Origin of the sequence: Tunturiibacter psychrotolerans, assembly GCF_051013365.1 — a bacterium.
GTDB lineage: Bacteria > Acidobacteriota > Terriglobia > Terriglobales > Acidobacteriaceae > Edaphobacter > Edaphobacter psychrotolerans_A.
Genome location: NZ_CP132941.1, coordinates 3,407,439 through 3,420,599 on the forward strand (window position 1 = coordinate 3,407,439; position 13,161 = coordinate 3,420,599).

Annotated in this window: 9 protein-coding genes; 3 read left to right on the plus strand and 6 right to left on the minus strand. The window is 58.7% G+C overall.

Annotation, left to right across the window (positions count from 1 at the left end; translation table 11 throughout):
* Positions 1-14: 14 nt before the first annotated feature.
* From argE to hutH, 5 genes are read right to left on the minus strand one after another with little or no spacing between them, the layout of a single operon-like run.
* Positions 15-1,154, minus strand: coding sequence for an acetylornithine deacetylase (gene argE / locus RBB76_RS14110; RefSeq protein ID WP_429634494.1), 1,140 nt, complete (start codon positions 1,152-1,154; stop codon positions 15-17).
* Positions 1,151-2,557: a formimidoylglutamate deiminase gene (locus RBB76_RS14115; RefSeq protein ID WP_429634495.1), complete on the minus strand. Its 1,407-nt coding sequence runs from the start codon at positions 2,555-2,557 to the stop codon at positions 1,151-1,153. Before RBB76_RS14115 ends, argE begins: the two co-directional genes overlap by 4 nt.
* A complete protein-coding gene (hutI, locus tag RBB76_RS14120; RefSeq protein ID WP_429634496.1) occupies positions 2,554-3,777 on the minus strand; it encodes an imidazolonepropionase in 1,224 nt (407 codons plus the stop codon). Before hutI ends, RBB76_RS14115 begins: the two co-directional genes overlap by 4 nt.
* Positions 3,774-5,453, minus strand: a complete 1,680-nt coding sequence (gene hutU / locus RBB76_RS14125; protein ID WP_429634497.1) for a urocanate hydratase — start codon at positions 5,451-5,453, stop codon at positions 3,774-3,776. Before hutU ends, hutI begins: the two co-directional genes overlap by 4 nt.
* On the minus strand, positions 5,450-6,961 hold the full coding sequence (hutH, locus tag RBB76_RS14130; RefSeq protein ID WP_429634498.1) for a histidine ammonia-lyase: 1,512 nt from the start codon (positions 6,959-6,961) through the stop codon (positions 5,450-5,452). Before hutH ends, hutU begins: the two co-directional genes overlap by 4 nt.
* Positions 6,962-7,141: 180 nt before the next feature.
* Between hutH and RBB76_RS14135 the strand changes: the two genes are divergently transcribed.
* Entirely contained in the window at positions 7,142-7,627 is a 486-nt protein-coding gene (locus RBB76_RS14135; protein WP_429634499.1) for an Lrp/AsnC family transcriptional regulator, read from the plus strand.
* A 10-nt stretch (positions 7,628-7,637) separates the two neighbouring features.
* On the opposite strand, the gene RBB76_RS14140 is transcribed toward RBB76_RS14135, so the two are convergent.
* Positions 7,638-9,068 (minus strand): M20/M25/M40 family metallo-hydrolase, encoded by a 1,431-nt coding sequence (locus RBB76_RS14140; RefSeq protein ID WP_429634500.1) that lies wholly within the window; start codon positions 9,066-9,068, stop codon positions 7,638-7,640.
* A 190-nt stretch (positions 9,069-9,258) separates the two neighbouring features.
* On the opposite strand from RBB76_RS14140, the gene RBB76_RS14145 reads away from it, so the two are divergent.
* The gene (locus tag RBB76_RS14145; protein ID WP_429634501.1) at positions 9,259-10,656 is read left to right on the plus strand and encodes a multicopper oxidase family protein; all 1,398 of its coding nucleotides are present in this window, start codon (positions 9,259-9,261) and stop codon (positions 10,654-10,656) included.
* A gap of 3 nt (positions 10,657-10,659) precedes the next feature.
* Positions 10,660-13,137 (plus strand): c-type cytochrome, encoded by a 2,478-nt coding sequence (locus RBB76_RS14150; RefSeq protein WP_429634502.1) that lies wholly within the window; start codon positions 10,660-10,662, stop codon positions 13,135-13,137.
* The last annotated feature ends 24 nt before the right edge of the window (positions 13,138-13,161 follow it).

Genomic DNA, 13,161 nt, shown 5'->3' on the forward strand with positions numbered 1-13,161 from the left:
GCCACGCTCCGTCTTCAGCAACAAATCTCTGCGATGGCCCGGCGCAGCATCGTCACACATGCGTCAAGTTCAGCGATCGGAACACACTCCCGCGGACTATGCGCAGTCAGCATCGAACCCGGCCCAACTACCACAGCCTCAGCTCCCATTCGAGCAAGCCAAGGAGCCTCGGTCCCGAAGGCAATCGTCTGGATTTCGGAGTCGGATCCTCTCATAACGGAACGAATCACAGCGCTATCAACTCCGGTCTCAAACCCTTCATCCATCCTCAAGACCTCAACCTGTATCTCAATCCCATCCAGGCCCTGCTCCGTCTCCATTCGATCAATGATCTCTCGCAGCCGCTCAAGAACAACCTCCGGCCGCTGAGTCGGAACAGGCCTCCACTCCAATAAAAACGAACACTCCGCAGGCACAACATTCTTTGCCGTCCCCCCGCGAACTTCCCCAACATTCAAGGTCGTCCAAGGCGGCAAAAATGCATCGTTCCGATCCTGCATCAGCACCTGCGCCAACCCCTCAATCTCTTGCAGCAATCGAGCCGCAGCAAAGATCGCGGATCGCCCAGCCTCAGGAAACGCACTATGCGCGGCTCTTCCCATCACCTTGATCGATGCAAGACAATAGCCTTTGCCCGCACGCGCCGGAACAAGCGACGTAGGCTCTCCTACGATCGCGTATCTCGCGCGCAATGCATCGCACGAAAGAAGGTACCGCGCTCCCCGGCAACCCACCTCCTCATCCGAGGTAAACACCAGGCACAACCGCTTCTTCAACTCTTCCGTTTTGATCTCCGATGCCGCCGCCAGCATACACGCAAGAAAGCCCTTCACATCGCAAGCCCCACACCCATGGAGCATCCCATCCTTTTCGTGAAGTTCCGTTGCCTCTACCCACTCCGCGCTAAAAGGAACCGTATCGGTATGACACACAATCGCAAGCTCCGCATCGATCCTTCCGTCGTCCATCGGCTGCGGAGACACAACAAGATTCAACTTCTCCACGCCAGCCGAATCCTCATACCGAAACAGTCGATGATGCCACCCAAGCGGTTCGAATATCCTCTGAATCCATTCAGCCACCGGCCGATTGCTCATACTCGAGACGCTGGGAATCGCCACCAGCTCCCGAAGCAGTGTTCCGGGCAGAATCATAACTCCGTCCCTAACCGCGTCTGCACTCGTCGAAACGCCTCGATGATCTCACCCTCCAACACATGACGCCTCTCTTCAACGACAATCTTGCCATCGACGACAACATTGCAAACAGCCCTCGGAGACATACTGAACACAATGTTCGTCAGCAGCTCGTCAGACAGACTTCCCGCGATCGAAGAGTCCGCGAGATCCACTGTAAAGAAGTCCGCAAATTTCCCCACCTCCAGCGCACCAGCTTCCACATGAAGTGATCGCGCCCCGGCACGAGTCGCAAAGTCGAACAGAAGCGCCGGCAAAGCTTCCCCCTGTCGGCCATCGAGAACCGCACGCTGCAGGTGCCGCAGTCGCAGATTGGATTCCAGCTCCCGAGCATTTTCCAGCGCATCCGTCTGCGTGTGGCTATCCGTCCCGAACGCAATCGATACACCCGCATCGATCAAATCATCGGCGGCAAGAATCCCGTCCCCGAGATTCCGTTCGGTCGTAGGGCACGCTCCAACGGTAATCTTCCCGCGTCCCATTCGGTCGATCTCACCAGCCTGCAGATGGATCGCATGAATGGCAGTGAAGTCAGGTGTAATCAGCCCAAGCCCATCGAGAAACTCAAACGGCGTCACTCCATACTCAGCGACGCAAGCTTCAATCTCCGCAGGCTGTTCGGCAACATGCATATGCAAAGGCATCGCATGCTTCTGCGCCCAGGCCGAGATAGTCTTCAAATATTCCCGCGGAACTGCCCTCACACTATGCGGTGCAAGCCCAAAGCTCACAGTCGCCTCCATCTTCGCAATCTCACTCCGCAACGCCTCTGAATCAACCAAAAATTTCTCCGCATCGGGTTCGATGAAACGTATCTGCCCTGCATCGGGCGGAAGCTCAAAGCCCGCACGAACATACGCACACCGAAGCAGAACAATCCGTATCCCCACGCTCTCGGCCGCACGGATCACCTGCTTCGCCAGCAGGTTCGGATCGGCATAAGCTTCGCCCTTCGGAGTGCGATGAAGATAGTGAAACTCCCCAACCGTCGTAATCCCCGCAAGCGTCATCTCGAGAAACGCCATGCGCGCAACGTCGTAGATCTCGTCCGGCGTCAGCGCAAGTGCACAACGGTACATAATGTTGCGCCACGACCAGAAGTCAGGTCCGCTTCGACGCCTCGACTCTGCCTTACCTCTCAACGCACGCTGAAACGAGTGCGAATGAATATCGATCATCCCCGGCATGAGTGCGAGACCCGGCAACCGCCGAACATCAGACACGCCCACACCTTCTGCATCTTTCCTAGCCCCCACCGGCCCAACGAAAATGATTCTTCCGTCATCCCCCACAACCAGTTCGCAATCGTTCCGAAAGCGTCCATCGACGTAAAGGAGTTCAGGTTGATAAGACACACTCATGCAGCCTGCTTTCGTCCGGCAACCCAGACCTCGCGAACCACACTCTGTCCGATCGTATAAGGCAGGTCCCGCCAATCCGAGCTCTCAAGCACAAGCAAATCCGCTTGCATCCCAACCTCCAGCCGCCCGACATTCGACGACCCAAGCGCCGCCGCCGCATTCACCGTCGACGCGCTCAACGCCTCCCCCGCGGTCAGTCCATTCAACCTCACCGCCAGCCCCATCGCAGCCGCCGTAGAAAAGAGCGGACTAGAGCCCGGATTCAAATCCGTCCCGATAGCCACCGCTGCCCCGGCATCGATCAACGCCCGACCCGGCGCAGCAGCAAGGCCCAGGTGAAGACTCACCCCCGGAAGGATCGTCGCAATCGTCTTCGACCTCGCGATCAGACCGCACTGATCGAGCGAGCACACCTCAAGATGATCGACGCTCAAAGCGCCCATCTCCAGTCCCATCTCCAGGCCGCCGACCCTCTGAAACTGCTCCGTATGCAACTTAATACTCAACCCAGCGGCCTTCGCGCAACCCAGTACGATCCTCGCGTCCGCAGCGCTCCATGCATGATGCTCAACAAAGATGTCCACCGTACGAGCGAGTCCGCGACGAGCAACCTCAGGTATCAGTTCAGCGCAAACCATCTCGCGATAAGCCTCGCGTTCAGCACGCTCCGCAGGACAGATGTGGATCAGCAACGTAGGTATCAACTGACTCTGAGTCCGTTGCTGCAGCAAGCGAATCGCCTCCAGCATCCGCAACTCCGCTTCGAGCGTGTACCCGTACCCCGACTTCACCTCGATCGTTGTAGCGCCTGAACGCTGCAGCGTCTGAACACGAGGCAACGCCAGCGCTGCCATCTCTTCACTGTTTTTCTCAGCGGTCTCACGAATCGTATGCCAGATCCCTCCACCCGCCGCGAGAATCTCTTCGTAGGTCGCACCAGCGCTTCGGGCCTCAAAGTCGGCCAGTCGGTCACCGGCCCATACTGCATGAGTGTGGGGATCAACGAGTCCTGGAACAACCGCGCGATTTCCAAGATCGACGACCGACTCAGCATTGCCATGCCAATCACGCTCTGCTCCAATCCAGGAGATCAATCCCTCATCGACAGCAATCGCTGCCTGCAGAATCGTCCGCAGTTGCCCCATCGCCGACCCATGCTTCGCTCCAGCGCCAAACGGAGTCACAACCTGGGAGATCCCGGTTAAGAGCAGTTCGCTCATCTTGCCCCAGCTTTGTTGGCGATGTGAACGCTCGGCATGTCGAGTCCGCGCTCCTCTGCAACCCTGCGAGCCTTCTCATATCCAGCATCGGCATGTCGAATCACACCCATAGCCGGATCGTTCGTAAGGCACAGCCGCAATCGTTGATCCGCTTCCTCGCTGCCATCAGCCACAGCGACCAGCCCAGCGTGCTGACTATATCCCATGCCAACGCCGCCCCCATGATGAAAGCTCATCCAACCGGCCCCGCTGGCAATCCCAGTTGCAAAGTTGAGCAGCGCCCAATCCGATACAGCGTCCGAACCATCCAGCATCGCCTCCGTCTCACGGTACGGGCTCGCAACCGAACCCGCATCCAGATGATCTCGGCCAATCACAATAGGCGCCTTCAGCCGACCATCCCGCACCATCTGGTTGAACAGCAAACCAGCCTGATCGCGTTCCCGGTAGCCCAACCAGCATATACGCGCCGGTAACCCTTGATAGGCGACATGCTCTCCAGCCCAAGGCAGCCATTGATTCAACCGCGCATCGTCTGGGAAGAGCTTGAGCAGAGCCGCATCGGTGGCCGCAATATCGGCAGGATCGCCCGACAGAGCAACCCATCGAAAAGGTCCTCGCCCCTCACAAAACGAATCACGAATAAACGCAGGAACAAATCCCGGATAGTCAAAAGCATCGGCCACTCCAGCGATCTTGGCCTGCGCCCGCAGATTATTGCCGTAGTCGAAGCAAACTGCGCCACGCCGCTGCAACTCCAGAATCGCCTGAACGTGCTGAGCAATATCCGCGCGCACCCGCTCCAGATAGCGCTCCGGTTCACGGCTCCGTTGCGACGCTAGGTCCTCATCCTCCCTGGCAACCGGCCAGTAGCCATAGAGCGGGTCATGCGCGCTCGTTTGATCTGTAACAACATCGGGCACAAATCCAGACCGCACAATCTGCGGCAAGATAGCTGCTGCATTCCCAAGCAGACCAATCGAAACCGCACGACCCTTTTTGCGTGCCGCCGTCGCTCGCGAAATCGCATCTTCGAGCGAACTTGCCATCTCATCCAGATAACGCGTAGCGATGCGTCGCTGAATCCGGCTCTCATCTACTTCGATACAAATACTCACACCGCCCGCCAGCTTTACTGCAAGCGGCTGAGCGCCTCCCATGCCGCCCAGACCGGCAGTGAGCGTAATCGTCCCTCTAAGGGATCCGTTGAAATACTTCTGCGCCGCTCCCAGGAAAGTCTCGTAAGTTCCCTGAAGAATTCCCTGCGTCCCAATGTAGATCCACGATCCCGCAGTCATCTGCCCATACATCATCAATCCAGCGCGATCCAGCTTGTCGAACTCGTCCCAGTTCGCCCAGTGCGGTACCAGATTCGAATTAGCAATCAACACTCGAGGAGCCAGCGGGTGCGTCTCCAGCACCGCCACCGCTTTTCCCGACTGCACCAGCATCGTCTCGTGGTTCTTCAGCCGATCAAGCGTGCTGACCAGCGTATGGTAAGCCTCCCAGTTACGAGCCGCCTTCCCACGCCCACCATAGACAATCAACTCCTCCGGCTTCTCTGCCACCTCCGGATCGAGGTTGTTCATCAACATGCGTTTGGCAGCTTCCTGAATCCAGCCTTGCGCAGTACGTGTGTTCCCGCGTGGTGCACGAATCGGGCTATAGGCACTCATGCGTGCGCCACCTCCGGTACATTCAGCGTCGACGCCCATTCGATCTTCGCAAGAAACTCGTCTGCATCAGCCATAATTCCAGACAGCACGCAATCTCCCTCCCACTCGGGACACGCAACCCGAAATGCACTGCGAGCTGCATCCAGCATAGGCGACACGGAACGATCTCCGCGAAGATCAAGCGCACGCGTAGCGGTCAGCCATTCAATCGCCAACACCATCCGGCAGTGCGTCACCGATTGCATCAGCTTCAGCGCAGCGGTCATCCCCATACTCACAAAATCTTCCTGATTCCCGCTAGTCGGGATCGAGCACGCAGAGGCTGGCGTAGCCAGAACGCGCATTTCAGCGACCAGCGCGGCAGAGGTCACCTGCGCCATCATCAATCCTGACTCAACTCCCGGCTTCGTAGCGAGAAACGCAGGGAGCCCTTCATTGAGACTAGGGTTCATCAGCCTCTCCGTCCGACGTTCTGAGATCCCAGCCAGCTGGCACATCGCAATCGCCAACTGATCCAGAACCAGCGCAAGCGGAGCTCCATGAAAGTTACCACCCGAAACAAAATCATCCTCAAGCAGCAACGGATTGTCCGTCGCACTATTCAGCTCAATCGCGAAGACCCGTTCCGCCTGTCGCAAAGAATCCCACACCGCGCCATGCACCTGCGGAACACAGCGCAAACAATAAGCGTCCTGAACACTCGTACTCGACCGATGCCGCGTCGATCCCGCAAGCAACTCACGAAGCGAAGCCGCGCTCTGAACCTGCCCCGGATGCGGGCGTGCCGCATGAAGCCGCTCATCATACGCCGCCGCCGTACCACGCAACGCCTGCAGCGTCAGTGCCGCCGCAATCTGTGCCGACTGAAACAACTCATTCAGATCATGAAGTTGCAAGCACCCAATCGCCAACATCGCCTGCGTCCCGTTCAGCAGCGAAATCCCTTCCTTCGCCTGCAGCTTCAGCGGCTCCAGCCCAACACGCTTCAAGCACTCAGCAGCCGACTTCCGCTCCCCCGCCAGAAAAGCCTCACCCTCGCCAATCAACACCAGCGCCATATGCGCAAGCGGCGCCAGATCCCCACTCGCGCCAACGCTTCCACGCATCGGCACAACCGGAGTAATGCCGTGGTTCAGCAGGTCACACAGCCTCTCCGCAACCACCGGCCGAATCCCCGACAATCCCATCGCAAGAATGTTTGCCCTGATGAGCATCATCGCCCGAACAACATCTTCAGGCAGTGGCTCCCCCACGCCACAGCAGTGCGAACGCACCAGATTCAACTGCATCTGCTCAATACCATCGGCCTCAAGCCGCACATTCGCCAGCAGCCCAACCCCAGTGTTCAGCGCATAAACCGCGGTGTCGCCGCGAAGCGCCTCTTCCACCTTGCCGCGCGAGATCTTCATCCGCCCCAAAGCACTTCCCGAGATCGACGCAGATTCGCCGCCTCGCGCAACGCGAACAACTTCATCAATCGTCAACGATCTTCCATTTAGTTCAACCATAATCAGCAAGGATAGAGGTTCACGGCGAGCCAAGCCATGTGAAACAAGCGGAAAACAGCGCAATAATCAGTTGAAACGTTGAAACCAGCAGCGCTATTCAGATCAATCCGTCAAATTAAAAACGTATTACACTTGATACCTCGGTAGCGTCATCCAGCTACAAGCAAAGAGGCTATACCCATGGCTCAGGATCTCGATCCCATCGACTACAACATCGTGCGTATGCTCGCCGAGGACGCCAGAGTCTCTTACGCAGAACTCGGCCGCAAGGTCGGTCTTTCACCCTCTGCCGTGGCCGAACGAATCCACCAACTCGAAGCCGACAAAGTCATCCTCGGCTACCGCGCCCTGCTCGATGAAAAAGCCTTCGGTTACCCGGTGATGGCCTTCATCCGCCTCACCTGCGACAACACCCACTACCGCCCTTTTCTAAAATTCCTCCCCACCATCGACGCTGTGCAGGAGTGCCATCACATCACAGGCGGAGAAGCCTTCCTCATCAAAGTCCGTCTCTCGTCCATCGACCAGCTCGAGCCTCTCATCGAACGTCTTCTCCCCTACGGAATGCCCACCACCAGCATGGTTCTCTCGACACCCGTCCATCGGCAACAAGAGGCCTGGCTCCTGAGGCACGCCGGCTTCCCCTCTCGACCCAGAAAAAAATAACGGTCAAAAATTATTCCGAAGTAAGCGCCTTCAGATACAAATACTCGAACTCCACTCCAGTATAAAAATCGACAACACGAATACGCTCATCCCGCCCATGCGCACGAACATCGTCGCGGTCCACCCCCATACCCGAGAAGCCATAACTCGGAATCCCTGCATTCATCGTGTACACGCTGTCGGAAGCGCCAGTCTCCATCTCAGGAATCACCGGAATACCCGGCCACATCGTCTTCACCACAGCGTCGAGCGGACGAAACACCACCGGATCCAGCGGAGGCGGCGCCATCGACTTGCGATCGGAGCCTTTGTCAAACACCTCGCCACTATTGTCGACATACTGCACCTTCAGCGTCGGATCGGCAAAGATCCGAACCAGCTCCTGCCGAATCTCCTCTTGCGAATGCCCAGGAAATATGCGGCAATTCACATTCGCCACCGCGCTCCCCGGTAACGCATTCGGCGCGTGTCCAGCCGACATCATCGTCGCAACGCAGGTCGTATGCAGCAGCGAGTTATAGATCGCGTCCTTCGACAACCGCTGCGCAGCCTCCGCATTCGGCACCGCCCCCGACACAGCCTTCAGATCTTCCGCCAGCTGCCCATCTTTCGTCTTCGCGCTACTCGCGAAGTAGGCCCGCGTCACCTCATTCGTCTCCAGAGGAAACTGCGCTTTCTCCAGGCGCCCCAACGCATCTGCAACCTGATAGATCGCATTGTCAGGCCGCGGCAGGGAACTATGCCCACCCGGATTCGTCGCACTCACACGATAGTCGGCATAAAGTTTTTCCGTCGCCTCAACCCCCATGCTCACAGCCCTGCCCTCCTCCAGCTCAGGCCCACCCGCATCAGGATTCAGCGCAAACCCTGCGTCTACAAGTTCGCGATGATTCTTCAGCAGCCAATCCACGCCGTTCGACTTGCCTCCCTCTTCATCCGCAGTCAAAGCCAGAATGATGTCGCGATCAGGAACAAATCCCTCACGCTTCATCCGGATAAAGCTCTCAACCACCGCCGCATCGCTATCTTTCATGTCCTGCGTCCCGCGCCCGTAAAAGTACCCATCCTTCTCAACGAACTGAAACGGATCAGTCGTCCAGTCCGAACGCTTCGCCTCGACGACATCGATATGCCCAATGATCAGCACCGGTTTCAGCGTCGAACCCGCACGCCCGCGATATCGCGCCACCATATTGCCCTTCCTGTCATTCGGCCCCATCACCACCACATCCGACTCCGCAAAGCCAGCATCGAGCAACCGCTTCCGCATCGCATCCGCCGCAATCGTAGTGCTCCCAACTGAGTCCGTTGTGTTCGTCTCAATCAGCTGTTGAAAGATGTCGCGAGCAAGCGCTTCATCGGCAGCAGGCAATTGATTGGACTGGGCAAACAGCGACGACGTCAAAGCAACGGAAACCAGACAAGCGGCGATTGATCTCAAGGAGCGATCCTTCTCATAAATATGTGGGCAGTGATCCAATATTCGCACGAATGGTCTCCGCAATCCTGAAAACATGCACGATCTTCGCGTCCAGTAGTCGTCACACATTCAATCCTCTGGACAACTCACCTCTCGACGCTTATTACTTTTAGACAACGATAGAACGATCCCCAGCACGTCGCGAGTTCGAATGAACCGGAGAAGTTTTTTAGTTGCAACAGGCGCGTCCCTGGCCAACGCGATCGTTCCACGAAGCAGCCGAGCGTTGCCGACCTCAGCCCCTGCGCCCCACACCCCTGAACTTCGCCTGCGCATCGAGCCCTGCACCTTGGACATCGGCCACGGCGTGCAGATTTCAACCGTGGCGTACAACGGCCAAATCCCAGGCCCCTTGCTTCGTCTGAAAAAAGGCAAGCCTATCACCATCGACGTCACCAACGCCACGAAAACCCCAGACCTGGTCCACTGGCACGGCCTCACCACCGATTCGCTGAACGACGGCGCAGTCGAAGAAGGCTCTCCACTCATTGCCCCCGGAGCCACGCTGCGCTATCAACTGACGCCGAACCCCTCCGGCACCCGCTGGTATCACACCCACGCCATGGCTATGGGAGATCTCTCCCTCGCAGCCTACACCGGCCAGTTCGGCTTTCTCCTCATCGACGGCGAACCCGACCCAGGGCGTCACGATAAAGAAATAAATCTCGCCATCCATCACTGGGGCCCGCACTTCGTCCCCATGGTCGAGACCATGCGCGCTCAATCACAAAACATGCCGCAGACCGCAGGCTCCGACGTCGGTTACACCCACGCCACCATCAACGCACACATGCTCGGCGCAGGCGAACCCATTCGCGTCAAACAAGGAGAGCGTGTTCTCTTCCGTCTCCTCAACGCCAGCGCAACCGAAAATGTAGTTCTCGCCCTTCCCGGCCACACCTTCCGCGTCATCGCAATGGACGGCAACCCCGTCCCGAACCCCACCGCCGTTGACGTCTTGTCCCTCGCCGTTGCCGAGCGTGTAGACGCGATCGTCGAGATGAACTCGCCCGGCGTCTGGGTCTTGGGCTCAACGTTGAAAGAGAGCCGCGACATCGGTTTGGGAGTCGTCATCGAGTACGCCGGCAAGTCCGGCGACCCGGTATGGCGCGACCCACAGCCCGCAGAGTGGGACTACACCCGCTTCGCCGCCAACAATCCAGTCCCGGACCCAGAGGAGACCTTTACCCTCACCTTCCGCGATTCGGGCGCACTCAACGGCTCTCAATTCGACACTTGGACCATCAACGGCGATGCGTGGCCCAACGTCAAACCATTCAAAGTCAAACGCGGCAAGCGCTATCGCATGATCTTCCGCAACGCCAGCGGCGACCAGCATCCCATCCACCTGCATCGCCACAGCTTCGAAGTCACACGCATCGAAGATCAACATCTCAGCGGACTAATCAAGGACACTGTCAACGTAATGCCGCTCCAAACCATCGCCGTAGACTTCACTGCAGACAATCCAGGCGACTCGCTCCTCCACTGCCATCAGCAACTCCACATGGACTACGGCTTCATGCAAATCATCAAGTACACGGACTAGCTCATGGGCCAAGCGAAAAGCACGAAGTCGCAAGCACATGGGGGAGCCATAGACAGGCGCGCCCCCGCTCTTATTGCGGGCCTCCTGGCATTGACGCTCATCGACCCAAGCCACACTGTTCCCGCGGCAACCGCACAGGCGAAACACGCTGCGACCCAGACGGACTGGCCAGTCTACGGTGGACAAAGCGCAGACGATCGTTACTCCACCCTCCACCAGATCGACCGCACCAATGTCCACAAACTTAAAGTTGCGTGGAAATTCGATACCAAAGAGCCCGGCGGCCTCCAGACCAATCCGCTTATCATCGGACGAGTTCTCTTCGGCTTCACGCCCACACAAAAAGTCATCGCGCTCGACGCCGCCACCGGGAAAAATCTCTGGACCTTCAGCACCGGCACACCCGGCCTCCAACCCACACGCGGCCTCAGCTACTGGACCGACGGAACGCAAAGCATCCTCTTCGCTGGCCTACTCAGCAATCTTTACGCGCTCGACCCCGCAACTGGAAAACTCATCTCCAGCTTCGGTGACGGCGGCAAAATCGACCTCCGCAAAGATCTAGGCGAAGAAAACGTCACACAATCCTTTGCCGCTCTCACCTCTCCCGGCCTCGTCTACAAAGACATGATCATCGTCGGCTTCCGCGCACCGGAGACGCAGCCCGCCCTCCGCGGCGACATCCGCGCCTACGACGTCCACACCGGCAAGCTGCGCTGGATCTTTCACACCGTCCCTCACCCCGGAGAAGCCGGCTACGATACATGGCCCAAAGACGCATGGAAGATCACCGGAGCCGCGAACAACTGGACCGGCATGGCGCTCGATGAAAAACGCGGCATCGTCTACGCCCCCACCGGTTCCGCAGTCAACGACTTCTACGGCGCAGACCGCATCGGCGACGATCTCTACGCCAATACTCTCCTCGCACTCGACGCCAACACCGGCCAACGCCTCTGGCACTTCCAGGGAGTCCACCACGACATCTGGGACCGCGATTTCCCATCGCCTCCATCCCTCGTCACCGTCCGCTCTCACGGCAAACAAGTAGACGCCATAGCCCAAACCACCAAGCAGGGCTATCTCTTCCTCTTCGACCGCGCCACAGGCCGACCTCTCTTCCCCATTGAAGAAAAGCCATTCCCCGCCTCCACCGCCCCCGGCGAAAAGGCCGCTCCCACCCAACCAGTCCCATCGATTCCCGCACCCTACGCCCGCCAGCTCCTCACCGCCGACATGCTCACCACACGCACCCCCGAAGCGCACGCATGGGCAGCCGAGCAGTTCAAATCCTTCATCAGCAACGGCATCTTCGTTCCCTTTACCGTCGACAAGCAAACCGTAGTCTTCCCTGGCTTCGACGGCGGCGCCGAGTGGGGTGGCTCAGCCGTCGACATCAAAACCGGCGTCATCTACATCAACGCCAACGACATCGTCTGGACCGGCGGCCTCACCGAAAACAAGCAAGGCGGCAGCCTCGGCGCCAACGTCTACCAAAGCCAATGCTCCATCTGCCACGGAGGCGACCGCAAAGGCAATCCCCCAGCCTTCCCATCCCTCATCGACGAGCAAAAGCGTCTCTCCGACGCCCAGATCACCGAGATCATCCACAACGGCAAGGGCCGCATGCCCTCCTTCCCCAACGTCGAAGCCGCCCGTCTCACCGCCGTCCTCGAATATCTAAAAACCGGCGACACCGGCGCAGCAGCAACCCCCGCCCCAAAATCCGCCAACCGCAACGAGATCGCCGGCGCCAAAATCTACGACAAAAACTGCGCCATCTGCCACGGCGACGACCTCCTCGGCGCACCCTCCAACTACCCCGGCCTCCTCGGTGTCCGCCTCCGCCTAACCGACCAGCAAATCCTGGCCAACATCCACAACGGCAAAGGCCGCATGCCGTCCTTCCACAAACTCACCGACGCCGACACCGCCTCCCTCCTTCGCTTCCTTGGCGACAGTGCATCCCCCATGGTCGAAGCCGCTGTCACCTCCAACAACTCCTCCAAAAAAGAAGTCGAATCCGCCCTGGCCCCTCCCGGCGGCCTCGCCAAATACCGCTTCACCGGCTATCGCAAGTTCCTCGACCCCGACGGCTACCCCGCAGTCCAGCCCCCCTGGGGCACCCTCAACGCCATCGACCTCAACACCGGCAAATATCTCTGGAAGATCCCTCTCGGCAACTATCCCGAACTCGCCGCCAAAGGCCTCGCCAACACCGGCACCGAAAACTACGGTGGCCCCATCGTCACCGCCGGCGGCATCGTCTTCATCGCCGCCACCAACTTCGACCACACCATCCGCGCCTTCGACAGTCGCACCGGCGCCCTCCTCTGGCAAGGCGACCTCCCCTACGCAGGCAACGCCACCCCCGCCACGTACATGGTCGACGGCCACCAATACATCGTCATCGCCACCAGCAACGCCCGTAACCCCAAAGGCCCGCAGGGAGCAGCCTACGTCGCCTTCGCGTTACCCTAATCCAAGCAGCGCACCAAGCAGCAA

Coding starts and splice junctions, on each gene's coding strand:
- argE (WP_429634494.1), bottom strand. CDS start 1,154: ATGATTCTGCCCGGAACACTGCTTCGGGAGCTGGTGGCGATTCCCAGC.
- RBB76_RS14115 (WP_429634495.1), bottom strand. CDS start 2,557: ATGAGTGTGTCTTATCAACCTGAACTCCTTTACGTCGATGGACGCTTT.
- hutI (WP_429634496.1), bottom strand. CDS start 3,777: ATGAGCGAACTGCTCTTAACCGGGATCTCCCAGGTTGTGACTCCGTTT.
- hutU (WP_429634497.1), bottom strand. CDS start 5,453: ATGAGTGCCTATAGCCCGATTCGTGCACCACGCGGGAACACACGTACT.
- hutH (WP_429634498.1), bottom strand. CDS start 6,961: ATGGTTGAACTAAATGGAAGATCGTTGACGATTGATGAAGTTGTTCGC.
- RBB76_RS14135 (WP_429634499.1), top strand. CDS start 7,142: ATGGCTCAGGATCTCGATCCCATCGACTACAACATCGTGCGTATGCTC.
- RBB76_RS14145 (WP_429634501.1), top strand. CDS start 9,259: ATGAACCGGAGAAGTTTTTTAGTTGCAACAGGCGCGTCCCTGGCCAAC.
- RBB76_RS14150 (WP_429634502.1), top strand. CDS start 10,660: ATGGGCCAAGCGAAAAGCACGAAGTCGCAAGCACATGGGGGAGCCATA.